General features: G+C 60.5%; 21 protein-coding genes and 1 pseudogene. 17 read left to right on the forward strand and 5 right to left on the reverse strand.

The genetic code is table 11. The annotated features are described in order from the left end of the window. Positions 1–346: 346 nt before the first annotated feature. Both GHO32_RS27255 and GHO32_RS27260 read left to right on the forward strand, forming a co-directional pair. A pseudogene (locus GHO32_RS27255) lies at positions 347–1,372 on the forward strand (cache domain-containing protein); the annotation flags it as partial. A 69-nt stretch (positions 1,373–1,441) separates the two neighbouring features. Next, on the forward strand, positions 1,442–2,227 hold the full coding sequence (locus GHO32_RS27260; protein WP_371924584.1) for a methyl-accepting chemotaxis protein: 786 nt from the start codon (positions 1,442–1,444) through the stop codon (positions 2,225–2,227). Between the two features lie 47 nt (positions 2,228–2,274). Here the strand turns inward: GHO32_RS27260 and GHO32_RS21170 are convergent, their stop codons facing one another. Next, on the reverse strand, positions 2,275–2,973 hold the full coding sequence (locus GHO32_RS21170) for a GntR family transcriptional regulator (protein WP_368668462.1): 699 nt from the start codon (positions 2,971–2,973) through the stop codon (positions 2,275–2,277). A 287-nt stretch (positions 2,974–3,260) separates the two neighbouring features. Here GHO32_RS21170 and GHO32_RS21175 point away from each other — a divergent pair, with 287 nt between their 5' ends. From GHO32_RS21175 to GHO32_RS21205, 7 genes are all read left to right on the forward strand, one after another. Beyond that, positions 3,261–4,883 (forward strand): glycosyltransferase family 39 protein, encoded by a 1,623-nt coding sequence (locus GHO32_RS21175; protein ID WP_153336686.1) that lies wholly within the window; start codon positions 3,261–3,263, stop codon positions 4,881–4,883. A gap of 100 nt (positions 4,884–4,983) precedes the next feature. Continuing rightward, on the forward strand, positions 4,984–5,415 hold the full coding sequence (locus GHO32_RS21180) for a MarR family winged helix-turn-helix transcriptional regulator (RefSeq protein WP_048366941.1): 432 nt from the start codon (positions 4,984–4,986) through the stop codon (positions 5,413–5,415). Further along, positions 5,412–7,502, forward strand: a complete 2,091-nt coding sequence (locus GHO32_RS21185; protein ID WP_153336685.1) for an FUSC family protein — start codon at positions 5,412–5,414, stop codon at positions 7,500–7,502. Before GHO32_RS21180 ends, GHO32_RS21185 begins: the two co-directional genes overlap by 4 nt. Then, on the forward strand, positions 7,499–7,708 hold the full coding sequence (locus GHO32_RS21190; protein ID WP_153336684.1) for a DUF1656 domain-containing protein: 210 nt from the start codon (positions 7,499–7,501) through the stop codon (positions 7,706–7,708). Before GHO32_RS21185 ends, GHO32_RS21190 begins: the two co-directional genes overlap by 4 nt. After that, a complete protein-coding gene (locus GHO32_RS21195; protein WP_048390953.1) occupies positions 7,705–8,607 on the forward strand; it encodes an HlyD family secretion protein in 903 nt (300 codons plus the stop codon). The genes GHO32_RS21190 and GHO32_RS21195 overlap by 4 nt, the downstream gene beginning before the upstream one ends. After that, positions 8,604–10,049, forward strand: coding sequence for an efflux transporter outer membrane subunit (locus GHO32_RS21200; protein WP_153336683.1), 1,446 nt, complete (start codon positions 8,604–8,606; stop codon positions 10,047–10,049). The genes GHO32_RS21195 and GHO32_RS21200 overlap by 4 nt, the downstream gene beginning before the upstream one ends. A 308-nt stretch (positions 10,050–10,357) precedes the next feature. Next, positions 10,358–11,839 carry a YdgA family protein gene (locus GHO32_RS21205; RefSeq protein WP_153336682.1) on the forward strand — a complete coding sequence of 494 codons (1,482 nt, stop codon included), beginning with the start codon at positions 10,358–10,360 and terminating at the stop codon, positions 11,837–11,839. 56 nt (positions 11,840–11,895) lie between these two features. Here GHO32_RS21205 and GHO32_RS21210 read toward each other — a convergent pair whose 3' ends face one another. From GHO32_RS21210 to GHO32_RS21220, 3 genes are all read right to left on the reverse strand, one after another. Continuing rightward, the gene (locus GHO32_RS21210; RefSeq protein WP_153338231.1) at positions 11,896–14,349 is read right to left on the reverse strand and encodes a TonB-dependent receptor; all 2,454 of its coding nucleotides are present in this window, start codon (positions 14,347–14,349) and stop codon (positions 11,896–11,898) included. Between the two features lie 114 nt (positions 14,350–14,463). Beyond that, complete coding sequence (locus tag GHO32_RS21215; RefSeq protein WP_153338230.1) at positions 14,464–15,390, reverse strand: FecR family protein; 927 nt, start codon at positions 15,388–15,390, stop codon at positions 14,464–14,466. Between the two features lie 10 nt (positions 15,391–15,400). Further along, positions 15,401–15,949, reverse strand: coding sequence for an RNA polymerase sigma factor (locus GHO32_RS21220; protein ID WP_256665545.1), 549 nt, complete (start codon positions 15,947–15,949; stop codon positions 15,401–15,403). Positions 15,950–16,152: 203 nt separating this feature from the next. Between GHO32_RS21220 and GHO32_RS21225 the strand changes: the two genes are divergently transcribed. From GHO32_RS21225 to GHO32_RS21235, 3 genes are all read left to right on the forward strand, one after another. Then, on the forward strand, positions 16,153–16,659 hold the full coding sequence (locus GHO32_RS21225; protein ID WP_153336885.1) for an RNA polymerase sigma factor: 507 nt from the start codon (positions 16,153–16,155) through the stop codon (positions 16,657–16,659). Between the two features lie 90 nt (positions 16,660–16,749). Beyond that, the gene (locus tag GHO32_RS21230) at positions 16,750–17,745 is read left to right on the forward strand and encodes a FecR domain-containing protein (protein ID WP_256665549.1); all 996 of its coding nucleotides are present in this window, start codon (positions 16,750–16,752) and stop codon (positions 17,743–17,745) included. Positions 17,746–17,845: 100 nt separating this feature from the next. Next, positions 17,846–20,542: a TonB-dependent receptor gene (locus GHO32_RS21235; protein WP_218577092.1), complete on the forward strand. Its 2,697-nt coding sequence runs from the start codon at positions 17,846–17,848 to the stop codon at positions 20,540–20,542. 76 nt (positions 20,543–20,618) lie between these two features. On the opposite strand, the gene GHO32_RS21240 is transcribed toward GHO32_RS21235, so the two are convergent. Then, a complete protein-coding gene (locus GHO32_RS21240) occupies positions 20,619–21,536 on the reverse strand; it encodes a LysR family transcriptional regulator (RefSeq protein WP_153336883.1) in 918 nt (305 codons plus the stop codon). A 124-nt stretch (positions 21,537–21,660) separates the two neighbouring features. On the opposite strand from GHO32_RS21240, the gene GHO32_RS21245 reads away from it, so the two are divergent. The 5 genes from GHO32_RS21245 (at position 21,661) to GHO32_RS21265 (ending at position 25,974) form a co-directional block, all read left to right on the forward strand. Further along, a complete protein-coding gene (locus GHO32_RS21245) occupies positions 21,661–22,419 on the forward strand; it encodes a 5-oxoprolinase subunit PxpA (protein WP_153336882.1) in 759 nt (252 codons plus the stop codon). Positions 22,420–22,507: 88 nt separating this feature from the next. Then, positions 22,508–22,753, forward strand: coding sequence for an acetyl-CoA carboxylase (locus GHO32_RS21250; RefSeq protein ID WP_153326086.1), 246 nt, complete (start codon positions 22,508–22,510; stop codon positions 22,751–22,753). Between the two features lie 10 nt (positions 22,754–22,763). After that, positions 22,764–24,137, forward strand: a complete 1,374-nt coding sequence (locus GHO32_RS21255) for an acetyl-CoA carboxylase biotin carboxylase subunit (RefSeq protein WP_153338229.1) — start codon at positions 22,764–22,766, stop codon at positions 24,135–24,137. Continuing rightward, positions 24,134–25,006: an allophanate hydrolase subunit 1 gene (locus GHO32_RS21260; RefSeq protein ID WP_153338228.1), complete on the forward strand. Its 873-nt coding sequence runs from the start codon at positions 24,134–24,136 to the stop codon at positions 25,004–25,006. The genes GHO32_RS21255 and GHO32_RS21260 overlap by 4 nt, the downstream gene beginning before the upstream one ends. Continuing rightward, positions 25,003–25,974 carry a biotin-dependent carboxyltransferase family protein gene (locus GHO32_RS21265; protein ID WP_153338227.1) on the forward strand — a complete coding sequence of 324 codons (972 nt, stop codon included), beginning with the start codon at positions 25,003–25,005 and terminating at the stop codon, positions 25,972–25,974. The genes GHO32_RS21260 and GHO32_RS21265 overlap by 4 nt, the downstream gene beginning before the upstream one ends. Positions 25,975–26,032: the final 58 nt, after the last annotated feature.

Consider the following 26,032-nt stretch of genomic DNA (forward strand, 5'->3'; position numbering starts at 1 on the left):
GAACTCAGCAGTGAAACGATGCATCGCCGATGGTAGTGTGGGGTTTCCCCATGTGAGAGTAGGTCATCGTCAAGATTGAATTCCGAAACCCCTGTCTGCTAACGCAGACAGGGGTTTTGTTTTTGCGCGACGTAAATTCCCAAACGTCCCAATAATTCCTCAGACCATTCCCACATCTGCGACGGCGCGTTCGTCGGATCACACAAATAGCTTCAACAAACCGCTAATTTTTCAGCCGCTGATGCCGACAGCCTGTTGAGCAAGTCGGTTGGGCCTGATCGGCTGCCTGATCCCCCAAGCATGCTTCAACCGACATCCATCCTTTCGGCATAAGAAGTCCCATGCTATGAATCTCAAGTTCAGTCATAAAATTCTTCTGGCCGCTTCAGGCGTCGTCGTTTTAGCGTTTGCGTTGTTTGCCTTGTACAACGACTATCTGCAGCGCAACACCATCAGGCAAGACATCGACTCCTCAGTGGCGCAAGCCGGCAACCTGACCGCGAGCAGCATTCAGAACTGGTTGAGCGGTCGCATCCTGGTGTTAGAGAGCCTTGCCCAAAACATCGCCCACCAAGGCGATCAAGCTGACCTCGCCGGGCTCATCGATCAGCCTGCACTGACGTCAAACTTCCAGTTCACTTATATCGGTCAGTCCAATGGCGTATTTACTCAGCGCCCTGACGCCAAGATGCCAGACGGCTATGACCCGCGTGAACGGCCTTGGTACAAGCAAGGCGTCCTGGCAGACAAAACAATGCTTACGCCGCCTTACATGGCAGCTGTAGGCGGTCTGATCGTCACCATCGCCATGCCGGTCAAAAAGAACGGTGAGTTGTTGGGCGTTGTCGGTGGCGATTTAAGTCTGGACAGCTTGGTCAACATCATCAACTCCGTAGACTCCGGCGGTCTGGGCTACGCCTTCTTGGTGAGCGGAGATGGCCAAGTCATCGTCAGCCCCGAAAAAGACCAAGTGATGAAGAACCTGCGGGACATCTATCCCAGCAGTTCTCTGAAGATTGAGAAAGGCATTCAAGACGTGATGCTCAATGGCCAAGAGCGGATCATCTCGTTTACCCCGGTCACCGGTTTGCCTTCTGCAGACTGGTACATCGGTCAGTCACTGGATAAAGATAAAGCCTACGCGTCGCTCACTAAATTCCGGACTTCGGCACTCATCGCAACGGTGATTGCTGTGGCAGTGATTGCACTCCTGTTGAGTCTGCTGATTCGTGTACTGATGCGTCCGCTGACCACCATGGGCCGCGCCATGCAAGACATCGCGCAAGGTGAAGGCGATCTGACGCGGCGTCTGGCGATTGAACACAAAGACGAGTTTGGCGAACTGGCCGGCTCCTTCAACCAATTCGTTGAGCGTATTCATGCGTCCATCTCCGAAGTGTCCTCGGTCACTCGGCAGGTCCATGATTTGTCCGAGCGTGTGATGAGCTCGTCCAACGCCTCCATCGTCGGTTCAGACGAGCAAAGCGCACGCACCAACAGCGTCGCCGCTGCCATCAATGAACTGGGCGCTGCAACCCAGGAGATCGCACGCAATGCCGCCGATGCCTCGCAGCATGCCAGCGGTGCGAGTGAGCAGGCGGATGATGGCCGCAAAGTGGTCGAGCAGACCATCGAGGCCATGACCGAACTCTCACAAAAGATCAGCGTGTCCTGCGCGCAGATCGAAACCCTCAACGCCAGCACCGACAACATTGGTCACATACTTGATGTGATCAAAGGGATCTCCCAGCAAACCAACTTGCTGGCCCTCAACGCGGCCATTGAGGCTGCGCGTGCGGGGGAGGCGGGTCGTGGGTTTGCCGTCGTGGCGGATGAGGTGCGAAACCTCGCTCATCGCACTCAGGAGTCGGCAGAAGAGATCCATAAAATGATCACCTCACTGCAAATCGGCTCTCGCGAGGCGGTAAGCACCATGAATGCCAGCCAGATTTCCAGCGAAGACAGCGTAGAAGTGGCCAACCAGGCCGGTGCCCGTTTAATCAGCGTGACTCAGCGCATCGAAGAAATTGACGGGATGAACCAATCGGTAGCCGCGGCCACGGAAGAGCAGACCTCCGTGGTCGAAAGCCTCAACCTGGATATCACCCACATCAACCTGCTCAATCAGCAGGGGGTGGTGAACCTTAACGAAACCCTCAAAGATTGCGATGCGCTCTCGCAGCAAGCCAGCCGCCTCAAGCAACTGGTCGACAGCTTCAAAATCTGAGCCCCACCGCCCTTAATAAGTTATCCACAGCCCTGGCATTCTATGTGTCAGGGCTGTTTCGGTTTCTGGTCCTGGAGATAGCGAATAATCGCATTAACCCCGCGCTGCAAATGCTGCTCCAGTTCATTCACACACGCCTCCACATCCCTAGCCCGGGCATGCCGCAGCAGCGCCCGATGATCGTCCTGAGGCAAACTGCCCAAGCCCATCTGCTCAAGGTTAAAGCGCAAAAAACGCTCCTCTTCCACAAGCCCCGTTTCGATCAGTGCCAACAGCTTCTTGTTAGGAGCTTTACCGTAGAGCGCTTGGTGAAAAAGCCGATTGAGCGTGCCGATTTTTCCGAAATCCGTTTCGACCACAAGCGCTTCAATACAAGCCGACGCGGTCTTGAAATCCTCTTCACCAAGCAATGGCAATGACAAGCGCAAAGCCTGCGCTTCCAGTAAAAATCGCAGCGCGTAGGTTTCCAGCGAATCATCCTGAATCAAAGGCGCAACCACCGCGCCTTTATATTGGACGACCTGCAGCAACCCCTGGGCTTCAAGTTGGCGCAGGGCTTCACGAACCGGCATGCGGCTCACACCAAACAAGGCGGCCAGGGCCTGCTGACGAATAGCCGTCCCGCAGGGCAAACGTCCATCGAGGATGGCGTTGCGCAGCGACTCTTCAATCACTGACCGCGCCAGATGCGCTGGAATCGCCCCATGTACTTCAATACTGCTTAATAAGTTCTTTTTGACGGTCACGTTGACGCTACCCGCTGTGGACATTCGGCACGTTGATTTGGATCCAATTTACGTTAGGCACTGACTCTATTTCTGTCAAACCTTGTAACGAACAGGCTTTGATAACGATGTGCCCATCGTGAGCGCGCTAGTCTAACGCGGCGGTAAGCCAAGAGATTACAAAGGCTTCCACTGTTTTTTCTTGCGCTATTCCGAATGGACGGTTCCCCTTTTCCTGTGGTTTGTGCCCTACAATCGCGACAGTTAATACGGCTCCAGTCGTAGTCTTAATGCACATCAGGTGAAACATGGGCGTACTCAGTAATAGCGATGTCGACGAGCAACTGTTTCAACGCCCTGAACCGTCCCGCAACGCACTGACTCGACTGTTTCTCCAGCCGTGGCTGTTGTGCATTTTGCTGGTGGCCACGGCCGTGCGGTTTTACGGCTCAACCAGCTCGTCCATCTGGTGTGACGAAGGCTCCAGCTTGATGCTGAGTAACTACTCGCTCAGCGGCATCTGGTTTCATGCCGCACATGATGTTCACCCACCGCTGTATTTCATGCTTCTGCATGGCTGGATGGGCGTGTTCGGTGACAGCCTGGCCTCGATCCGTGCCCTGAGCGTTTTACCCGGCATCGCCACGGTGTTTCTGGGCATGTGGCTGGTGCGACTGGTCGCGACCCAAAGGGCTGCGTTGCTGGCAGGCATCCTGTTGGCGTTGCTGCCGACAGCCGTGCGCTACAGCCAGGAAGTGCGCATGTATTCGCTGCTGGGCATGTGGCTGATCGGTGCAACCATTGCCTTGATCTACTGGGTCAAAAACCCTGATAAAACACGCTATCTGGCCGTCTACGCGGCGCTGATGACCGCAGCGTTCTACACCCACTACTTCACTGCTTTTTGCGTAATGGCGCATTGGCTATACCTGCTGATACTGAGCACTCGTCACAGTGCAGCGGGCAGCTTGATCAAGCGGCCGATCTGGTGGCTGGCCAACGCCGGCATCGTCATCTTGTTCCTGCCCTGGCTGCCGGGCCTGGTGGATCTGCTGCAACACATGCACGAGCTAAAAGCTGGTGGCGATGTGGGCTGGGAGCCGCCTGTCGATGCGCGCTCTTTACCGGCCATGGTCTGGCAGCTTCTGACACAAGACGAAGGCGATACCCTGCCTTGGCCGGTATTTTGGCTGGCCCCCTTGGCGCTGTTTGCAGGCGTGATCTGGATCGCTGTGCGCGATGCCTCCCCTTATAAATTTCACGCGCTTATTGCGATCTACACCTTGCTGCCGATCCTGGCGATTTACGCCCTGTCGTTTATCTCGCCCATGTTCATCGAACGTTACGTGAGTTTTGCCGCGCTGGGCTTGCCGTTGCTCGTCGCCATCGCAGTCGACCGCCTGCTTGTGCACAAACGCGTTATAGCAATTGCAGTGCTTGTGCTGTTCATGGGCGTCGAAAGTGTGGGCCTGCGCAGCAACTTCAGCAGCGATGCCGACCACTTTGACCAACTGGTTGAGCACGTGAATCAGCAGTTCCTGCCGGGTGACCGAATCATCGTCAGCGATCTGTTCTGGTACTTCAGTTACGTTTACTACAACAAAACCCCAGCCCAACCCATGCTCTACACACCGCCCACGCCAGACGGTGTCTCCGGGCGGCCGACGGCCTATGGTTTCGGAACGCTGGTAAACGAGGACGGCGCCAAGATCTACGTTGATCACCTGGCCGACGTACCCGCCGCCCCAGGGCGCATCTGGCTGATCAGCAGCAGCGTGCAGCCGGACGACTTCGCGCCCATTCCGTCCGGGTGGCACAAAACCCAGGATCTGACCATCGATGACACCCAGGTTCGACTATATTTGACCTGCGGCGCCACTGATTGCGGCGCTGATCTGCTCATAAAACAGACAACAGGTCAGCAGAATTAATTCGTAACACTTGACGGTGATCATCTGGCCGAGCAGTATTAATAGTTAGCAAACTAACATTGTGTGATGTCTCTTGCCTGACTCTCTAGATCAACTCCAAATGAGCATCAGCACCGGTATGGTGGTTGCGACCCGTCATTGGCGTCGCGTCTGCCAAACCACGCTGGTCAACTTCGGCATCTCCGAAGCCTGCGCCATGCCGCTGCTGATTATCGGCCGCTTGGGCGAGGGCGTGCGGCAAGTCACCGTGGCCCAGGCGGCGGGCATGGAAAGCCCGTCACTGGTGCGCCTGCTCGATCAGATGTGCAAGGCCGGCTACGTTGTGCGCAACGAAGACGCCAGCGACCGCCGCGCCAAAACCCTGAGCCTTACGCCCGTCGGTCGCACCTTGGTGCAGTCCATTGAAGCCCAGTTGGTACAACTGCGGCGTGCAGCATTGGCCGACATTTCAGTCGCTGATCAAGAAGCCGCCTTAAGAGTGATCAAAGCTTTTGAAGCCGCTGGCCAACTGCCTGATGGAGCGGCGTCTTGAACGGGTTTTTCAGCAGCATGCCGCCCGCCCGTGACTGGTTCTACGGCGTACGGACGTTTGCCGCCTCCATGATCGCGCTGTACATCGCCCTGCTCATGGAAATGCCCCGTCCTTACTGGGCGATGGCCACGGTTTACATCGTTTCCAGCCCCTTTGTCGGCCCCACCAGCTCCAAGGCGATCTACCGCGCCATTGGTACGCTGCTGGGGGCTTCAGCAGCGGTGTTCTTTGTCCCGCTGTTTGTCCAGACACCGTTTCTGCTGGTGCTGGTGATTGCGCTGTGGACGGGCATCCTGCTGTTCTTGTCATTGCACCTGCGCACCGCCAACAGCTACGTCTTCATGCTGGCGGGCTACACCATGCCAATGATCGCCTTGCCGATTGTGGATAACCCGCTCAACGTCTTTGACATCGCCGTCTCGCGAACCGAAGAGATCATGCTCGGCATCGTTTGTGCGGCCGTAGTCGGCAGCATGTTCTGGCCTCGACGCCTCACACCGGTGTTCATCGACTCATCGGCCAAGTGGTTCACCGATGCCGCCAACTACAGTCAGTACTTTTTGTCCCGCGAGGTCGACCCCGGCAAAGCCAGTGGCTTGCGCGCCTCAATGGTCTCGACCTTCAACACCCTGGAACTGATGATCGGTCAGTTACCCCACGAAGGCGCGCACCCGCAAACCGTGCGCAACACCAAAGAACTGCGCGGGCGCATGATCCACCTGCTGCCCGTGGTGGATGCCCTCGACGACGCCCTTTACGCCCTGGAGCGTCGGACCCCGGAGCTGGTCGATAAAGTCACGCCGGTGTTGCAACACGCGCGCACCTGGCTTGAAACCACCAGCGAAGGCGCCCCCGTCGAACAATGGCAAGCGCTGCGCAACGAGCTGCAACACCTGCAACCCAGCGCCGAAGCCCTGGATGACCGCCGCCAGCTATTGCTCTCCAACGTGCTCTACCGCCTGGGGGAATGGATCGACTTGTGGCAAGACTGCCGCAGCCTGCAACAGGCCATCTCCACCGGTGATCAAACCGTCTGGCGAGCGGTTTACCGGCACTGGCGGCTGGGTCGGCTGACGCCGTTTCTGGACCGCGGCCTCATGCTCTATTCCGCGTTCTCCACCGTCACGGCGATCGTCGTCGCCTGCGTGCTGTGGATTCTGCTCGGCTGGACAGACGGCGCCAGCGCAGTCATTTTGGCCGCCGTCGCCTGCAGCTTTTTCGCCGCCATGGACGACCCGGCCCCGCAGATTTACCGGTTCTTTTTCTGGACCTCGCTCTCGGTGCTGTTCGCCAGCCTCTACCTGTTCGTGATCCTGCCCAACCTGCATGACTTCCCCATGCTGGTGCTGGCGTTTGCCGTACCGTTTATTTGCGTCGGCACCCTGACCGTCCAGCCGCGCTTTTACCTGGGCACCTTGCTGACCATCGTCAACACCGCGTCCTTCATCAGCATTCAAGGTGCCTACGACGCTGACTTTCAGGTCTTTATGAACGCCAACCTGGCCGGCCCTATCGGTCTGCTGTTTGCCTTCATCTGGACCTTGATTGCGCGCCCCTTCGGTGCAGAGCTGGCGGCTAAACGGCTGACCCGTTTCAGTTGGCGCGACATTGTGCGGTTGACCAAACCCGCAACCCTGGCCGAGCACCGGCAAATGGGCGCGCAAATGCTCGACCGCTTGATGCAGCACCTGCCGCGTCTGGCCATGACCGGGCAAGACACCGGCATTGCACTGCGTGAACTGCGCGTGGCGCTGAACCTCCTCGACTTGTTGGCCTACGCCCCGCGCGTCACCGGCGGGCCGCAATTGCTGTTGCGTCAAGTGGTCAGCGAGGTGGGGGATTACTTCCGCGCCTGTTTGATGGCCGGTGAGCGTTTGACCATCCCCAGCGGTCTGCAAATGACCATGGACAGAACCCGGCGTGCGCTCAACGCCAATACCCTGCAAGACGAAAGCGATGCACGGATTCACCTGCTGCATGCCCTCAGTGGTTTGCGCCTGGCCCTGCTGCCGGGTGTGGAATTCATTGTCGATAACGACGGCCTGCAGCACCCGCACGTGCAAGGCATTGATGGAGCGCCGCTATGATCGGATATATCGATATCAGCGGGGTTTTCCTGCCTACGCTCCTGGTATTGATGGGCATCACCTACCTGCTGTTTTTAGCGGTTCACGCGGTTCTTACGCGTCTGCACTTTTACCGCCTGGTCTGGCACCGGGCTTTGTTCAACGTCGGTCTCTACGCTCTGCTACTCGGCGTTGTGGATTCGTTTAGTCGATATTTGATGACATGAAAAAACCTTTATTGACCTTGGGCCGCGTCGTTCTCACCTTGTTGGTGGTGGCGTTTGCCTGCGTCGTGGTCTGGCGCATGACCATGTACTACATGTTTGCTCCCTGGACGCGCGATGGCCACATCCGCGCAGACGTGGTGCAAATTTCCCCTGACGTGTCGGGCCTCATCAAGCAAGTCGATGTGCGCGACAACCAGCCCGTTACGCGCGACCAAGTGTTGTTCGTCATCGACCAGGACCGCTTCAAACTGGCCCTGCGCCAGGCGCAGGCGACCGTGGCTGACCGTAAAGAAACGTTAGCCCAGGCCCAGCGTGAAAACCGCCGCAACCGGGGGTTGGGCAACCTTGTTGCGCGTGAGCAACTGGAAGAAAGTCAGTCGCGAGAAATGCGCGCCCAAGCCGCGCTCACCGAGGCCGAAGTGGCCGTCGACAGTGCCCAGCTCAACCTCGACCGCACCGTGGTGCGCAGCCCGGTTGATGGCTACGTCAACGACCGCGCCCCTCGGGTCAACGAATTCGTAACCGCGGGGCGGCCTGTGTTGTCGATTGTCGACAGCAGCTCTTTCCACATCGACGGCTATTTCGAAGAAACCAAACTCGATGGCATTCACGTCGGCCAAAGCGTTGATATCCGCGTGATCGGTGACGACGCCCGTTTGCGTGGCCATGTCGAAAGCATCGTGGCCGGCATCGAAGACCGCGACCGCACCAGCGGCCAGAACCTGCTGCCCAACGTGAACCCGGCCTTCAGTTGGGTACGGCTGGCGCAACGGATTCCGGTGCGCATCGTCTTTGATGATGTGCCTGAGGACTTCCGCATGATCGCCGGCCGCACGGCGACCGTTTCCATCATCCCGGACTCGCCCAAAGCCAAGCCGGCACAGGAGAAGGCGCAATGAAAGCGGTTCGCCTGGCAGCCGTAGGGCTGGGGTTGCTGCTGGCCGGCTGCCAGATGGTCGGGCCGGACTATCACCTGCCCAAAGACGCGGCCCAGCAGCGTCCAGACCTGCAAGGCACGTTGGCGGGCGAGGGCGATAACGTCGTCTCGGCACCGGTGCCCACTGATTGGTGGAAGCTCTACCAGGACCCGACGCTGAATGAATTGGTGCGTCAGGCCATGGCCTCCAACACCAACCTGCGCGTAGCGGCGGCGAACCTTGCGCGGGCGCGTGCCCAGGTTGAACAGGCCGAGTCGGCGGGCGGCTGGAGTGGTTCGGTCAAAGCCGGCGCCCAGCGCCTGCAAGAGTCGGGCGAAGCCTTTTTGCTGGCGGATAAAGTCCCGGTGGCCAACGTCGGTGACCTGGGCATCAGCACCTCGTATCAGTTCGATTTGTGGGGCACGTTAAAGCGCGGCATTGAGGCGGCACAGGCCAACGCCGATGCCACCCAAGCCGCCGCCGATACCGCGCGCATCACCGTGGTCGCAGACGTGGTGCGGGCTTACGTGCAGGTCTGCGCCGCCAACGAAGAACTGGGCATCGCCAAAGAGTCGTTAAAACTGCAAGCGCAAACCACCGCGCTCACCCAGCGTCTGCGCGATGCCGGGCGCGGTGATGAAACCCAGGTCACGCGTTCTGAAACCCAAGTCAAATCGTTGCGCGCTGAACTGCCGCGCTATGAAGCCCAACGTCAGGCCGGGCTGTTCCGTTTGTCGATGCTGCTGGCCAAACCGCTGGACCAACTGCCTGCCCATCTCGCCACCTGTGATGAGCTGCCGCACATCGCGCAACTACTCCCGGTGGGTGACGGTGCTGCGCTGCTCAAGCGTCGCCCGGACGTGCGCCAGGCTGAGCGCCACTTGGCCGCCGCAACCGCCGAAATTGGCGTAGCCACCGGCTCGTTGTACCCGGACATCAGTATCGGTGCCTCCATCGGCACGGTCGGGATCGTCGACAACCTCGGCACCGCGCCCACCAACCGCTGGGGCTTTGGCCCGCTGCTGAGCTGGACCATCCCCACCAATGGCTCACGGGCGCGAATCCGCGAAGCCGAAGCCGCCACCCAAGGCGCCTTGGCAAGCTTTGATGGCGTGGTGCTGAACGCGGTCCGCGAAACCCAGACCAGCCTTGTGCAATACACCGCTGCACTGCAACGCCGCGATGCTTTGGCCGAAGCCGATGACTCAGCCAAAAAAGCGGCCGACCAGACCCATCAGTTCTTTGCTGCCGGGCGTGAATCGTTCCTCGCAGACCTGCAAGCCACGCGCACCTACACCGATGTGCGGGCTCAGTTAGCGGCGGCCAACACCCAAGTCGCGATGAGCCAGATCGACCTGTTCCTGGCCCTGGGTGGCGGCTGGGAAAGTAGCCGTGCCCAAGCCCCGGCGGCGCCTAAACCCTGACAACACTGTCACGCAGTGGAGAGCGGCTGAGGATTATCATGTTGGCTTTAGGATGGGGCTTTTAATTACGTAGGAGAATTCTGCGTAGTCATCGGCCAAGCCAGCACGATTGTCCTCAGGGCCGCTTAATTCAGGCGCTACGCTCGCAAGCTTTACGCAATAGCGTCTACGCTGTGCGCTTATTCGCAGCGACCGAAACGCAGCGTCGACTCGCCGTGAGTGATAACCTGCTGCCACTTTTTGGCCCATGAAGGGCTCAGTAAAGACCGCATATCTTCAACACAACGGACATTGAACGGGTCAACTTGATGAACAAACCATTAGGCGTACTGGTCGGCATTGTTGTAATCGCAGGTGTTTTAAACACGGCTGGCGCCTGGTACACCGGCACCAAAATCGAAGGCGAACTCAAGACCTCGATCGCAGAGGCCAACAAAGAAATGGCCGCTCAACTGGCCGGTTCCGCGACCCACGGCAGCATCGAACTGGTGTCCATTGAGACCCACCTCTACAGCAGCACCGCGCACTATCGCCTGACCCTTCAGGATGATGCCGAAGGTTCTGATCCACAGCCGGTTGAGCTGTTGTTTGTCGATCACATCGAGCACGGCCCGATGCCGTGGTCGCGCATCAAGACCTTCAAGTGGGCGCCGGTCATGGCGGTCAGCAACTACGCCCTTGAGAAAACCCCCTTCACCGAAAAATGGTTCGCAGCCACCAAGGACCAGGCGCCTCTTATCGGCCAGGTCACCTTGGGCTACGGTCGTTCGGTGGACGGGCAACTGGAGTTGCTGCCCTTCGACCTTACGCTGGACGATAAAACCCGCATCAGTTTCTCGGGCCTGAACCTCAGCGCTCAAACCGATGAAGGCGCCCAGCACCTCAAAGCCAAAGGCTACATGGACTACCTCAAGCTCCTGGCCACGCCTTCCGATACCCCACCGGTATCGATAGAGCTGAGCGGGCTGACCCTGGCCAGCGACCTGAACAAAAGCACCTACGGTTTCTACTTGGGGCAAAACGTGCTGGAACTGAGCGAGGCGCAACTGACCTCAGGCGCAGCGCAATCGGTGCTCAAGGTCAAAAACTTTGAATACACCGGTTCCGCCTCGGCCAAAGACCGCCTGATGTCCGGGCGCCTGACCTACAGCCTGGGTGACGTCACGTTTAACGACAAGCCCGTGGGCAGCGCAGAAATGGTCATGTCTGCCAGCAACCTGGACATTCCAGCGATGCAGTCGCTGTTGCAGATCTACCAGACCAAGTTCCAGCCACAAGCCGACGGCACCCTGCCCAAGGTGCAACTGACTCCGGCCGAAGACGCCCAAGTGCAAGCCGATGTCAGCACGCTGCTGGCGGCCAAGCCGAACCTGGCGCTGGAAAAACTCAACATCAAAACCACCAATGGCGAGAGCCAACTGAGCATCGCGACCAGCCTTGCACAGCCCGCTTCGTTCGAGCTACCGCCGCTCGATGTGGTGAAGCAAATGCTGACCTCGCTGGATGCCAAACTGCAGCTGTCGAAGCCGATGATTGCTGACTTGGCGAGCGTTCAGGCGCAATTGGCCGGCCAGACCGACCCGAAACAAATCGCCCAGGTCGCCAACATGACCAGCGAACTGGCGGGCGTCATGGCGGTGCAAACCGGGCTGGCGAACGTTGAGGGCAGCAACATTTTGGCGTCGCTCAACTACGCCGCCGGTGTGGTGAATTTCAACGGGGAGAAAATGAGCCTCGAAGACTTCGTCACCCTCATGGGCACCCGCTTTGGCGGTGTAGCGCCTCAGTAAAAGCAGTCGCCGCCACAGGCTGCGAAGGGCTTGGCCCTTTCGCAGCCTGCCTGCACTCAGTACGCCATCGACCAGGTCAAGGTGTACGTCCGGCCCCGCCCTTGGTAGTCATACAGGTACTCCGGGCCGTAAGTCGGTGAGTAGAACAACGCGGCACGCTGGCCCCAGACCGTGCTGTATTCCTTGTCCAGCAGGTTCTGGATACCGGCGCTGAAGGTGCCGAATTCTGTCTCTTGGCTGCCCATCAAATCGAACGTGGTGTAACCGCTGATTTTGTGATCAGAATCGTCCTTGAGCGTGAAGGCGTGGTTGCCCTGCAAGCGAACATTACGACCGTCCCCATGCCAGCCCACGAACGCCGTTGATTTGGACAACGACGCGTAACGGGCATCGCGCTTCATCCAGTCGCCATCGGCGTCTTCCTCTTCGGAACGCACCAGGTGCAACGTGCCGCCCGCATCCCAGCCGTTGTTGAAGTGACGGGTCAGCGCACCTTCGAAACCAAAGTCGCGGCTCTTTTTATCCACCACATCAATGGTCAGCGTCGCGCTGTCGGTGGTGATGACTTTGTCAGACCAGATGTAATACACCGCAGCCTGCGCGTCCCAGTCCACATCGGCAAAACGCCAGCCGGTTTCGACCTGACGGCTCTTGATCCCGGCCAGCGGGTTGTCTTTAACGCTCAGGCCCGCCTTGCCGTAGTACTTGGCCGGGTCCGGCAGGTCAAAGCCTTCGCTGTAATTGATCCAGGTCTGGTGGCCGTTCTTGAAGTCATAAATGGCGCCCAGGTTGAACAGGTTGACCGCGTAATCGTTGCTGCCACCCGGGATGCCTTTGAACACCCCCACGTCCACATCCATTTGCTGGCGGCGTGCGCCACCGGACAACGTCAGGGCGTCGGTGAGCTTCCAGTCCGCCTGGGCATACACCGAGTGGCCGTCGACGCGGTAGCTCGGGTAACGCGGGGCTTTGCTTTGGGTGTCCAGATCCAGCCCGCCGCTCTCGGAAGAAATGGCCGAATTGAACACACTTTGCGTGGCGTTAAAACGCTCACGGTCCAGGTCCACGCCATAGGTCAGCTTCACGCTGTCCCATTGTTTGGCGAACAGCGCCTTGAGGCTGGTGACTTCAAAGTTTTGTTGCGACGCGGCGAAGTAAACGCCGTTGGCGCCTTGGGGTTTGCCCGCGTTGTAATACGGGAACGGGAAGAAATTGTTGTCTTCCTTGCGGTACGAGCCCTGCAAGTAGAAGTCCTGGCCCAGCAAGTCACTGTGGTGATAGTTGGCGTTGAACAGCAGGCGCTTGGAGCGTGGCTCAAGGTCGGTGTGGTAGCCGCTGCGGATCTCGGCATCTTCCAGATTGGACGGTGCCTTGTCGTGCAGGTTGGGGAAGTAAAGCCCGGTGTTGCCGTTGTTGCCCGAGTCGTAATACTGCGCCAGCAGGTCAAGGTCTTGCACGTCATCGAGCTTGATCGCCAGGCTGCCCATCAGGTCCAGCGTGCGGTTGTACTGCAAATCAGTCTGAGTGTTGTCGATAAAGATCTGGTCGCCTTTACCGTCGTAAAACGCTTTGTTCTGCTCGCCAGAAATCCCCAGGCGGCCGTACACCCGATCGGTCCCGCCGCTCACCGATTGCGAGATGCGGCTCGACAGGTCATCGCTCTTGTTGAAGCCGCTGGTGCCCGACACTTCGGTTTCAAACTGGGCCGGGCCGGGGGCGCCTTTTTTGGTCACGATATTGATGATCCCGCCCGTGGCGCCGCCGCCGTATAACGCGCTGGCGCCCGACAACACTTCAACCCGCTCCACGTTAAACGGCGAGATGCTGTCGAACTGCCGCGACAGGCCGCGCGAGCTGTTTTGGCTCACGCCGTCGATCATCACCAAAACGTTGCGCCCGCGCATGTTCTGGCCGTAATTGCTGCGGCCTTCGGGGGCCAGATCCAGGCCGGGCACCAACTTGCCAATGGCTTCTTTGAGGGTGACGCCGGTATCCAGTTGCTCTTGCAGTTGCACCTGATCCACCACCCAAACCGTACCGGGAATTTCACTGATGGCGGTGCTGGTGCGCGCGCCCACACTGACTTCCAGCGCCTTGAGTTGCAGCCCTTTTGCCGCCGTGTCCGGCTTGCGCACAATCACCGTGCGCGCGTCGCTGAACTGCCAGTTCAAGCCGCTGCCCGCCAACAGGGCTTGCAGCGCCTGTTCAATGCTCATCTGGCCGTCCAGCGCAGGGCTGTGCAGCCCGGCCACTTCGGCAGAGGTGAACAACAGGTGCAAGTCAGCCTGATCAGCAAACTGCGTCAGCGCCTGGTCGAGGTCTTGGGCCGGGACGGCAACGTTGACCTGGCGGGTGCTCACCGAGGCGTTGGGCGCTGTTGCCGGTGCCGCGTGCGCGGTGGCGTGGAACGTGCCCGCCAGGCTTGCCAGCAACGTGGTGGCCATCAGCGTTTGACGCAGTCGTTGTTCGGTGGGGCGTGCGCCGCGCGGCTGTTTGATGGGCTGGACCATTGCGGTGTTAATCCTTGTCTGGGTTTTTATATCGCTAATGAGAACGGATTCGCTCTTGGTCTTAGTACGACGATATGCCCGACAGGATCTTGCAGTGCCCGCGTGAAATTATTTTCAGTGCACCCACGCCACAAACGGCAAATAGGTGATGTTGAGCCCGTAACGCTGCTCAAGGGTGTGCAGCAGATTGTGCGGATCATTGAGGTCAAACACCCCGCTGATCTGCATCGCGCCCAAGTCAGTGTCCGGCAGCACAATGCGGCCGTACTGGTAACGCTCCAGCTCGCTGAGCACTTCCTGCAAGGGCTTGCGGTTGAAAATCAGTTTGCCGCGATGCCACGCCGTCAGCGCATTGGCATCCACCTGCTGGCGCTCGGCAACGGGCTGGCCAGCGTGATACAGCGCTTGCTGATTGGGGCGCAGCTCCAGAGTCTGGGACTGATGCTCAACCTGCGCCGCGCCGGTGGCCACCAGCACGCGGGTCTGATCGGCGTCACGGCGCACACTGAATGTTGCCTCCTTGGCCTGCACCCGGTCCTGACCGGCCTCAACCACAAAGGGCCGGGCCGGATCGTTCGCCAGTTCAAACAGCGCTTCGCCTTTGCGCAGCGTGATGGTGCGCTGGCTGGCGGTGAAATCCACGGACAACGCCGTGGCGCTGTTCAGTGTCACCCGCGTGCCGTCGCTCAACAGCCATTGCTGGCGCTGACCGACCCCGGTGTGATGGGTGTCAGACCAACGCGGCATGTACTCCAGGCCGCCGTAGCCCAACACGGCCATGACCAAGCCCGCCGCCAGCCCGCTGGCCCAGCGAAACGCGCGGCGACGCGGGCGCGTACGGTGTTGCTCGGCAGTGGCGGTCAAACCGATATCGGCCCACAGCGCTTCGGCCTCGCGGGCGGCGGTTTGGTGGGCCGGGCTGAGGTGCTGCCAGCGTTGGTAGGCCAGGCGCTGACGAGCACTGGCGTCGCCAGAATGCAGCAGCGTTTGCCACTCAATGGCTTGATCGTCGAGGTCGTCAGAGGAGGGTGTTGAGGGCATTGCGGCGGGCTCAGGCATGATTGTGTTTGAGCCAGTCACGGCAATGGCGCAACGCCTGGCCGATGTATTTTGCCACCATACTCGGCGACACGCCCAGTTCTGCCGCGATCTGCGCTTGGGTCATGCCATCGAGACGGCTCAGCAACAACGCTTTGCGGGCATTGGGCGAGAGCTGTTGCAGGGCTTCATCCAAAATACCGATGCGCTCTTTGGCCAGCAATAAACCTTCTGGCGGCAACCCCGGGTCGGCGATGTTGATGGACGGCGGCTCGGCGCTCAGATTACGGGTCTGGCGCTGATCAACCCGCAGCGCATCAATGGCCAGATTGCCCGCCACCTTGAAAATAAAGTGCCGATCATTCAGCACCGTGACCGTATCAGGGTCGATCTTCGCCAGCTTGATCCAGGTTTCCTGTGCAACATCCGCCGCCCGATGCCGGTCACGCAGGCGCCGCGTCAGGAACGACAACAGATCGTCGTAATGCTCCTGAAAGCTGGCCAGCAACGTTGAAGGGGAGGGCGAAGGCATGAACGGAAAGCCCGGACGAGAAAGGGTCATAAATGAGAAGCCGTATCATTCACGATTGCGCCCGCCAACGCAACGCCCAACCCACCGGCCCCCCTGTAGGAGCGAGCTCGCCTCGCGATCTCTTGATCTGGCTTTTGCCCTTAAGAGCTCCCTCACCCGTAATAGCCTCTTGCCTCCAACTGCGCAAATGATAAAGAATATCAACCTCATTTAAATCGAGCAGCGCAGGCGCCATGGCCTCTGAAACCGAACTGGAGCGATGGTATGCCGAGTGCGCGCCGCGTCTGCGGCGCTTTCTGCTATTAAAAACACGCCAGCCCGAACTGGCGGACGACCTCACCCAAGAGTGTTTTGCCCGCCTGGCCATGCGCGAGAGTGAAGAGCGCCTGCAAGAACCCATGGCGTTCCTGTTTACCATGGCCAGCCGTCTGGTCATTGACCATCGGCGCAGCCATCAACAGACCCGCACCGACAGCGTCCCCCTCCAAACCCTGCACGAAGTCGTCGACCCGATGCCCGGCCCGGACATGCGCGCCCAGGCCCAGCAAGACATGCAACGCCTGTTGCAGGCGATGGCCGCGCTGCCCCTGCGCACGCGTCAGGTGTTCCAGTTGTGTCGGTTCGAAGGCATGAGTTATCAACAGGCCGCCGAACATTTGGCGATTTCCACCAGCTCCGTGCAGAAGCATCTGGCCATGGCCGTCAGCTTCGTCGCGCAAAAAATGGAGCATCGCGGATGAAAACCCTGCACCGTATGCGTGTTTATTTACCGGATGTGGCCGCCTTGCCCGTCATATTCCCTATACGCCCAAAAAAGAGAACATCCTGTGATGACGCCTGACGCCACTGCTGAGCGAATCCGCCAGCAGGCCGCTGACTGGGCCGTACGCCAACGCATGGAGCGGCTGGATGCGCAACAAATGGACGCGCTGGAGCGTTGGCTGGACGCCGACCCGGCCCATGCCGATGCTCTGGCCGACGCTGAAATGCTCTGGGAGATGGCCGAAACCCTGCGCGCCAATCCGCTGTTTTCCACCCCCGTCCCCGTGGCGCGGTCCACCCGTGTGCGGCGCTTCCTGCGCGGCCTGTTTACCTGGGAACCGCGGATGCCCGTGCGCTGGGCGGGCGTTGCAGGCCTGTTGCTGGTGGTGATGCTGGCGGTGAACAGCCGCGACACTCTGGCCCCATTGATGGCCGATTACCGCACCGGCACCGGCGAAGTTCGCACCTTGACCCTCGCAGATGGCAGCCAAGTGCTGCTCGGCTCGCGCAGCGCCCTGGACGTCGATTACGACGGCCATGAGCGCCGCGTGCGGCTGATCCAGGGCGAGGCATTGTTCAGCCCGGCGCCGCGTCAGGGCGAAGAAAAACGTGCGTTCGTCGTCGAAGCCTCCGGCGGCCGAACCCAAGCATTGGGCACGCGCTTTGTGGTGCAACGACAAGACAGCGACAACGCCTGGGTCGGCGTGCTGCAACACAGCGTCAACGTCAGCCTGCAACAGCCCCAGAGCGAGCTGACGCTGAGTGAGGGCCAGGCCGCCCGCTACCAACGCGGCCAGGGCATCGTCGCTCTCAGCGACGACCCGACACAGCGCGCCGACTGGGCGCAGGGCGTGCTGATCTTTCGCAATGTGCCCCTCGATCAGGTGCTGCAACGCTTCTCGGACTTCCGCCCCGGCGTGCTCAAACTGGTCGCCAGCGAGCAGGCGCACACCCCGGTCAGCGGCTTGTTCCACCTCGACAACCTCGATGCTGCCATCCGTACCCTGGCGGCCGAACGCCAGCTTCAGGTCGCCCAACTGGCCGGCGTGACCGTGCTGTATTAAGCCCCGACCACGGGCTGGAAATTATTTTTACCTAGGGTGTGCGACCATCCGTCAATGCTAATGCAGATGAAATTCATTAGCATTCAAGGAGTGGTTAAGGATGAACGTAGAACGACCGATCCCCAGTCGTCTGGGACGGGCTATAGGCATGGCCATCATGCTGCTTGGCGTGGTATCGACAGGCCAGGTGGCCGCTCAGCAAAGCACGGCAACGGGGGCGCCGGGCAAGGTGGCCACGCTCGACAGCGTTCGTCCGTTCAACGTGCCCGCTCAGCCACTGGACACCGCCATCTACGCCTTGGCCGCTCAAGCCGGGATCGATCTGCTGGTCGGCGACGCACAGCTGCAAGGCCGCACGGGCCACGCCGTGCAGGGTAACTACAGCATCGCCGCGGCCCTGAGCCAGTTGCTCGACGGCAGCGGCATCCGCTTCGAACACAACCAGGCCCAAGGCAGCAAACGCCCGTCCGTGCAGTTGTTCCAACTGCCGGTGCACGAAGGTAATGTGCTGAGCTTGTCGGCCACCCAAGTCAACGCCGCGCACCCTGGGGACTGGGTCTACCAGGCGCCGCGTTCGGTCAACGTGGTCAGCCGCGAACAACTGGACCGCAACCCGCCGCGCCATGCCGCCGATATGCTCGAAGAAACCACCGGCGTGTACTCGGCGGTCAGCCAGCAAGACCCCGGTTTGTCCGTCAACATTCGCGGCATTCAGGACTATGGTCGAGTCAACATGTCGGTCGACGGCATGCGCCAAAACTATCAACAAAGCGGCCACCAGCAACGTAACGGCACGCTGTATGTCGACCCCGATTTGCTCTCCCAGGTCGTGATTGAAAAGGGCGCCACGTCCACCATGGGCGGCGCGGGCGTGATTGGCGGTATTGCCAACTTCCGCACCCTCGAAGCGTCGGACCTGCTCACCGATGGCAAAGAAATCGGCGGCCGTATCCGCGCCACCACAGGCCTTGGCGGGCTGGGCAATGGCACCCACTTTATCGGCAGCTCGGCCTTTGCCATCGGCGGCGAAGTCTGGGACATGCTGGTGGCCGCGAGCGAGCGCCATCTGGGCGACTATGACCCCGGCACCAAAGGCTCCATCGGCGAACTGCGCACAGGCTCTGCCGCCCACCCGGAAAACGCCACCCGGCTCAAAAACTCCCCGGTGGAATACTCAGGCTCGGTGATGCGCTCACGCCTGATCAAACTCGGCCTCAACCTGCCACACGACCAGCGCTTGCAACTCAGCTACCTGGTGACCAACGTCAACTACACCGACGCCAACATGATGAACGTCGAGAAGGCCGACCTCTGGGACAAACTCGGCAGCAACAGCGTCAGGGCGCAGAACCTGGCGCTGGACTACAGCTACACGCCGGACAACCCGCTGATCGACTTCAAGGCCAAGGTCTACCACGTCGACAACCGCAACCAGCAGAGCACCCTGGCGCGCGGTATCAGCCCTGGCTACAAGGTCACCTACCAGACCGACACCTACGGCCTGCAAGCGCAGAACACCTCGCTGTTTGCACTGGGTGAACGCTCGATCATCAAAGCCAACTACGGGCTGGAGTTCTTCTACGACAAAGTGCGCCCCAACTCGACCCAAACCGTGGCTGAAGGCGCCGTGCTCGATAGCCCGGACTCAGAAAACATGACACCCAAGGGCGATCGTGGCGTGGCCAGCCTGTTCACGCGTCTGGATTACGACTACGACGACTGGTTCAACGTGAACGCGGGCTTGCGCTACGACCGTTACCGGCTGCGCGGCAAGACCGGCCTTGAAACCCGAACATTCGTGATTGGGACCACCAAACAGATCGGTGAGTCGGTGCACTACGACGTTGACGAAGAGCAAGGCCGCTTCTCGCCCACCTTCGGCCTGTCGGTCAAGCCGGGCCTGGACTGGATGCAACTGTTCGCCACTTACGGCAAGGGCTGGCGCCCACCGGCCGTGACCGAAACCATGATCAGCGGGCGGCCCCATGGCGGGGGCGCAGAATTCACCTACCCCAACCCGTTCCTCAAGCCAGAGACCTCGACCACCTGGGAAGTGGGCGTCAACGTCTTCAAAGACAGCCTGTTCCTGGACGGCGACCGCATAGGTGCCAAAGTGTCGTACTTTGACACCCGGGTCGACGACTTCATCTTCATGAACATGGCCTTGCAAAAGCCGGGTTATGGCATGGCCAGCCTGGGCAACAGCGCCTACGTCAACAACCTCGAACCCACTCGCTTCAAGGGCATTGAGTACCAGTTGGACTACGACGCGGGCCGCGCCTATGGCCAGTTCAACTACACGCACATGATCGGCACCAACGACTACTGCAGCAAAACCGCCTGGCTGGGCGGCGTCACCAAAATCGTCAAAAAACCCGGCAGCCGTCAGCCGGTAGACGCCATGATCCCTGATGACATCGCCAACGGCTCCTCGCATTGCGGCGCCATCCTCGGTTCCGCCGAACACATGCCGATGGACCGCGGCACCCTCACCCTGGGCGCGCGCTTCTTCGAGCGCAAACTGGATATCGGCGCCCGCGCCCGCTACAGCGGCGGCTATTCCATCGCCGGCGGCCCGGACGTGACCGTCTCACAGGGCGGCGTCTACCCGGCAGACTGGAAGCCCTACACCGTCTACGACCTGTACGGCAGCTACCGGGTCAACGACCAGTTAAACCTGCGTGTCGCCATGGAAAACGTCACCGATCGCGCCTACCTCGTCCCGCTGGGCGACGTACTGGCCTTCACCCTGGGCCGTGGGCGAACCCTGCAAGGCAGCGTCGAATACCAGTTCTAATCTTCATCCCTCCCCCTGTAGGAGCGAGCTCGCCTCGCGATCTTTTGATCTTAAAAAAGCTCGCTCCTGCACCGCATCAGCGCCGCGCCGATATCTGCTGCGGGGCCAAAAAGGCGTCGTGGAAGTACGTGCGAAACGCCTGCATCGCCGGGCTCAAGTCGCGCTCGCGATGCCACGCCAACCCCACGCTCATGGGCGTCACGGCGTCGGTGACGGTCACGGTTTCAATGCGTTTGCCTTCCAGTGACCACGGCCGGTGCACCAGGTCCGACAGGATCGCCACGCCGCTGCCATTGGCAACCATGCTGCGCACCGCTTCAACAGAACTGGTGCGCACCCGCACGCTGGGCTGTTGGTGGCTCTGCTCCCAATAGCGCATCGCACTTTGTTCTGCTTCGTCCACGGTGAGCAAAATGTAGGGCTCTTTGGCGACGTCGGCCAGGCTCACGGCCGAGCGCTCGCACAGCGGGTGATGGCTGGGCAGCCACAACCGGCGCTCAGAGTTGAAGAGTGTTTCGGAGACGATGTCCGGGTGCGTCAGGTTCGCCGTCAGCACCACCGCCATGTCGAAACGGCCCTCCAGCAACCCTTGCTCGATCGCCGTGCGTTCTTGTTCATGGACCTCGATGGTGACGTCCGGGTGCCAGTGTTCAAGACGCTGCAAATGGTGCGGCAGAAAATAACCGATCACCGTGTAGCTGGCCGCCAAGCGCAACACGCCGCTGGCGCGAATGTCCGGCAGTGGGCTGTTCAAGGCGTCATCCACGCTGCGCAAAATCACGTAGGCCCGGTTCAGAAAATGCCGCCCGGCCTCGGTCAAGGTCATGCCCTGAACCGAGCGCTGGAATAACAGCGTGCCGACAGTGCTCTCCAGCTCCTTGATCGCTGTGGTCACCGCCGACTGGGAAATATTCAAATAAATCGCCGCCTGAGAGATTTGCCCAATCTCGGCGGTGGCGACGAAATAGCGGACTTGGCGCAGGGTCAGTGACATGGGCACTCCATAGGACATCTATCTGTTTTTCAGAAGGCATCCTATCTATTAATAGATCTTTCCACGGGGTTGGCAGCACTCTAACGTAGTTTGCATGCAGTCATCAGCACCAGGAGCAACACCCATGCACACCGTAGATTTCAACTCCGACATAGGCGAGGGCTTCGGCCCGTGGACCATCGGCGATGGCGTCGACACCGAACTGATGGCCTTCATCAGCTCGGCCAATATCGCCACCGGTTTTCATGCCGGTGACCCGAGCACCATGCGCCGCACCATCGAGCAAGCCAAGCGACTGGGCGTGGCCATTGGCGCGCACCCGGGCTTTCGCGACCTGGTCGGTTTTGGCCGTCGCCACATCAATGCCCCGGCCCAGGAGCTGGTCGACGACATCCTCTACCAACTCGGCGCCCTCCGTGAGCTGGCGCGTGTTCAAGGCGTTGCGCTGCAACACATCAAGCCCCACGGCGCGCTCTACATGCACCTGGCCCGCGACGAAGAAGCGGCGCGCTTGCTGGTCGAGAACCTGCAACGTCTGGAGCCGGAGCTGCTGCTGTTTTGCATGCCGGGTTCGGTGATCTGCCGCATCGCGCAAGCGTTGGGCCAGCCGGTGGTTCGCGAGTTTTATGCCGACCGCGAATACGACCTCAGCGGCTCCATCGTGTTTACCCGCAATGTGCGCGCTTACGACCCGGCCCACGTTGCCGAGCGTGCGTTGCGTGCCTGTCAGGAGGGCGTGGTACGCACCGTCGAAGGCGAAGACCTGGCCATCGAGTTCGATTCCATTTGCTTGCACAGCGACACGCCGGGCGCGCTCGTTTTGGCCCAAGCGGTGCGCGGTGCGCTGGACGGTGCCGGGCTCAAGGTGCGCGCGCCGCGTTAATCCCTGAACACCTGGCGCCAGAAACCAGGGTTTAAGCATCGATTTATTTTTTGCCTGCCTTTCTACAACTATTCCAAGAGGAACAGACATGGCCGAACACACCGTCATCACCCCATTGCCGGGCACGTTCTACCGCAAAGCTTCACCGGACTCGGACAACTTTGTTGAAGTGGGCGCGCAGGTCACCGCCGACACGGTCATTGGCTTGATTGAAGTCATGAAGCAGTTTTCTGAATTGACCGCCGGGGCAGCCGGTCGGGTCAGCGCCTTCCTGGTTGAAGACGGCGACCCGATCGAGCCGGGCCAGGTCATCGCAACGCTCGACGACGAGTAAGGGCGCGACCATGACCCAAGGCATTCATAAATTACTGATCGCCAACCGTGGCGAGATCGCCGTGCGGATTATTCGCGCCGCCCAGGCGTTGGGGATTCCCACCGTGGCCGCGTGCAGCGAGGCCGACGTCGACTCCCAAGCTGCGCGCATGGCCGATGAAGTCCACATCCTCGGCCCGGCCCGCGCCGATAAAAGCTACCTGAACATCGAGGCCTTGATCGGCGCGCTGAAAGCCACCGGCGCCAACGCGGTGCATCCGGGTTATGGCTTCTTGTCCGAGAACGCCGACTTCGCCGAAGCCGTGCTCGCCGCCGGGGCGATTTTTGTCGGCCCCAGCCCCGACACCATCCGCCGCATGGGTGACAAAGCCGAGGCCCGCCGCACCGCGCAGGCCGCAGGCGTGCCCGTGGTGCCGGGCTCTGCGGATGAGCTGTTCGACGTCGAGTCCGCGCTCAAGGCCGCCGAGTCCGTGGGCTATCCCTTGCTGATCAAAGCGTCGGCCGGTGGCGGCGGGCGCGGGATTCGCCTGGCGCAAAGCGCCCAGCAACTGAGCGAAGAATTCCCGCGCGCCCAGCGTGAAGCGCAGACCGCGTTCGGCAATGGCGCGGTGTATCTGGAGCGCTTTATCGGCAAGGCGCGGCACATTGAAGTCCAGGTGCTGGGCGACGGTCAGCGCGCCGTGCATTTGTTTGAGCGTGAGTGCTCGTTGCAGCGCCGTCGGCAAAAAGTCTTCGAAGAAGCGCCGTCACCGGTCCTCACTCAGCAGCAGCGCGAAACCCTTTGCGAGAACGCTGTACGCTTGGCCGAGTCGCTGGGCTACAAGGGCGCTGGCACGCTGGAATACCTGTACGACGATGAGACAGGCGAGTTCTTCTTTATCGAGATGAACACGCGGATTCAGGTCGAACACCCGGTCAGTGAATTGATCACTGGCATCGACCTGGTCCAGGCCATGTTGCGCATTGCTGCTGGCGAGCCGTTGGGCTTGCAGCAAAGCGACATCCGCCTCAATGGCGCCGCTGTGCAAATGCGCTTGAATGCCGAAGACCCGGCGCGCAATTTCTTCCCCAGCCCCGGCGTGGTCGAGGCGTTGGTCTGGCCGCAGGGCGAGGGCGTTCGCGTCGACACGCACCTGTATCAAGGCTACCGCGTGCCGCCATACTACGACTCGTTGCTGGCCAAACTGATTGTGCACGGCGCTGACCGTTCGCAAGCCTTGGCCCGGGCATCACACGCGGTAGAGCAGACTCAATTGACCGGCATGGCCAGCACCTTGTCGCTGCATGGCCAGTTGTTGAAACAGCCGTGGCTGCACAGCGCGGACTTCAACACCGGCACCTTGGAAACCTGGTTGACCGAGCACTCTGGTGGAGGTGACGCATGAATACCCCAATCCGCTACAGCTTCGGCGCGGACGAGCATTTGTTTGCCGAAGTCAGCGACAGCATGTCCCTCGAAGCCTTCTTCAAAGGCATGGCCGTCACCCGCGCCGTGGAGCACATGGCCCTCAATGGCGTGCTTGATGTGTGCCTGGCCAACGCGTCATTCCAGATCCGTTTTGACCCGGACCGCATCGCCCCTCAAACACTGCTCGACGCCGTAAAAAGCGCCGAAGCGGGGGCCGTCGCCGAGCGCTCGTTGCACACCCGCATCATTGAAATCCCGGTGCTCTACAACGACCCGTGGACGCACGAAACCCTGATGCGTTTTCGCGATCGTCACCAAGATCCGAGCGCCACGGACCTGGAATACGCCGCCCGCATCAACGGCCTGGCCGATGTCGAGGCCTTCATCGAAGCCCACAGCGGTGCGCCGTGGTTTGTCTCCATGGTCGGCTTTGTTGCCGGGCTGCCGTTCATGTTCCAGATGGTGGAGCGCGAGCGGCAATTGCAGGTGCCCAAATACCTGCGGCCGCGCACCGACACGCCCAAATTGACCCTCGGTCACGGCGGTTGCTTCGGCTGCATTTACTCGGTGCGTGGCGCGGGCGGTTATCAAATGTTTGGCGTTACCCCGGCCCCGATCTACGACCCGCAGCAGAACCTCGCCTACCTCAAGGAACACATGGTGTTCTTCCGCCCCGGTGACATCGTGCAATTCAAACCGATGAGCCGCGAAGACTACGACCACGCCGTGGCCGAGGTCGACGCCGGGCGTTTCGATTTGCGGATCCGTCCGGTGGAGTTCTCGCTGGACGCGTTTCTGGCCGACCCGGTTGGCTATCCACAGTCTTTGTTGCAGGTGCTGGCATGATCAAAGTACTCAAACCCGGACTCGCCACCTCGGTTCAAGACTTGGGCCGCGAAGGCTACTACCACTTGGGCATCCCGCCATCCGGCGCGCTCGACCAATACGCCTTGAGCGCCGCCAACCAGTTAGTGGGCAACCCGGCCGGTGCAGCGGCGCTGGAATGCACGCTGCTGGGGCCGGAACTTGAGTTCCAGCAAGACGCGCTGGTCGCGGTCAGCGGCGCCCACATGACACCCCGCCTCGACGGCATAGAAATGCACCCCGACACCGCGTTCTCGGTGAAGGCCGGGCAAGTGCTGCGCTTTGACTTTCCGAAGGCGGGCGCCCGCATGTACCTGGCGGTGGCGGGAGGCATCGACGTGCCGGTTGTGCTCGGCAGCCGCTCCACCTATGCGCTTGGCGGGTTGGGCGGCTTCAACGGTCGGCGGTTGGTGGCGGGCGACGAACTGCCCGTGGGCATTGCCAGCGGCAAAGGCCGCGCCGGGGCCAGCTTGCCCATGGCCTTGCGCCAGGCCATTGGTGGCGAAATCACCCTGCGGGTCGTCCCGGGCCTGTACTACGAGCGCCTCAGCGAAGCCGCCGCGCAAAGCTTCTTCGCCGAGCCCTGGACCGTCGGCTCCGAGGCCGATCGCATTGGCTACCGCTTCAAGGGTGGCAGCGCCTTGAGCTTCCAGCCGCGCGAGCAACCGTTTGGCGCGGGCTCCGACCCGTCCAACATCGTCGACAGCTGCTACCCGATTGGCTCGATCCAGGTTCCTGCCGGGCTTGAACCCATCGTTTTACACCGCGACGCCGTCTCGGGTGGTGGCTACGCCATGATCGGCACCGTCATCAGCGCCGACCTCGACCTGATCGGCCAAATGCAACCCAACCAAAAGGCCCGCTTCGTCAGCGTCACCCTCGACCAAGCCCTTGAAGCCCGGCGTTCCTACAAGAAAAAACTCACCTGCCTGAGCAAACTATTCACCTGACCCCACCCACGGTAGGAGCGAGCTTGCCTCGCGATCTTTTGACCTTGAAAAGATCGCG

The sequence above is a fragment of the Pseudomonas sp. FSL R10-2189 genome, from assembly GCF_009600325.1.
Lineage (GTDB): Bacteria > Pseudomonadota > Gammaproteobacteria > Pseudomonadales > Pseudomonadaceae > Aquipseudomonas > Aquipseudomonas helleri.

What these genes read in the sequence shown, in the direction of transcription:
- GHO32_RS27260 (WP_371924584.1), top strand. Translation starts at nt 1,442, where the DNA reads ATGAGCTCGTCCAACGCCTCCATCGTCGGTTCAGACGAGCAAAGCGCA.
- GHO32_RS21175 (WP_153336686.1), top strand. Translation starts at nt 3,261, where the DNA reads ATGGGCGTACTCAGTAATAGCGATGTCGACGAGCAACTGTTTCAACGC.
- GHO32_RS21180 (WP_048366941.1), top strand. Translation starts at nt 4,984, where the DNA reads ATGAGCATCAGCACCGGTATGGTGGTTGCGACCCGTCATTGGCGTCGC.
- GHO32_RS21190 (WP_153336684.1), top strand. Translation starts at nt 7,499, where the DNA reads ATGATCGGATATATCGATATCAGCGGGGTTTTCCTGCCTACGCTCCTG.
- GHO32_RS21195 (WP_048390953.1), top strand. Translation starts at nt 7,705, where the DNA reads ATGAAAAAACCTTTATTGACCTTGGGCCGCGTCGTTCTCACCTTGTTG.
- GHO32_RS21200 (WP_153336683.1), top strand. Translation starts at nt 8,604, where the DNA reads ATGAAAGCGGTTCGCCTGGCAGCCGTAGGGCTGGGGTTGCTGCTGGCC.
- GHO32_RS21205 (WP_153336682.1), top strand. Translation starts at nt 10,358, where the DNA reads ATGAACAAACCATTAGGCGTACTGGTCGGCATTGTTGTAATCGCAGGT.
- GHO32_RS21210 (WP_153338231.1), bottom strand. Translation starts at nt 14,349, where the DNA reads ATGGTCCAGCCCATCAAACAGCCGCGCGGCGCACGCCCCACCGAACAA.
- GHO32_RS21215 (WP_153338230.1), bottom strand. Translation starts at nt 15,390, where the DNA reads ATGCCCTCAACACCCTCCTCTGACGACCTCGACGATCAAGCCATTGAG.
- GHO32_RS21220 (WP_256665545.1), bottom strand. Translation starts at nt 15,949, where the DNA reads ATGACCCTTTCTCGTCCGGGCTTTCCGTTCATGCCTTCGCCCTCCCCT.
- GHO32_RS21225 (WP_153336885.1), top strand. Translation starts at nt 16,153, where the DNA reads ATGGCCTCTGAAACCGAACTGGAGCGATGGTATGCCGAGTGCGCGCCG.
- GHO32_RS21230 (WP_256665549.1), top strand. Translation starts at nt 16,750, where the DNA reads ATGACGCCTGACGCCACTGCTGAGCGAATCCGCCAGCAGGCCGCTGAC.
- GHO32_RS21235 (WP_218577092.1), top strand. Translation starts at nt 17,846, where the DNA reads ATGAACGTAGAACGACCGATCCCCAGTCGTCTGGGACGGGCTATAGGC.
- GHO32_RS21240 (WP_153336883.1), bottom strand. Translation starts at nt 21,536, where the DNA reads ATGTCACTGACCCTGCGCCAAGTCCGCTATTTCGTCGCCACCGCCGAG.
- GHO32_RS21245 (WP_153336882.1), top strand. Translation starts at nt 21,661, where the DNA reads ATGCACACCGTAGATTTCAACTCCGACATAGGCGAGGGCTTCGGCCCG.
- GHO32_RS21250 (WP_153326086.1), top strand. Translation starts at nt 22,508, where the DNA reads ATGGCCGAACACACCGTCATCACCCCATTGCCGGGCACGTTCTACCGC.
- GHO32_RS21255 (WP_153338229.1), top strand. Translation starts at nt 22,764, where the DNA reads ATGACCCAAGGCATTCATAAATTACTGATCGCCAACCGTGGCGAGATC.
- GHO32_RS21260 (WP_153338228.1), top strand. Translation starts at nt 24,134, where the DNA reads ATGAATACCCCAATCCGCTACAGCTTCGGCGCGGACGAGCATTTGTTT.
- GHO32_RS21265 (WP_153338227.1), top strand. Translation starts at nt 25,003, where the DNA reads ATGATCAAAGTACTCAAACCCGGACTCGCCACCTCGGTTCAAGACTTG.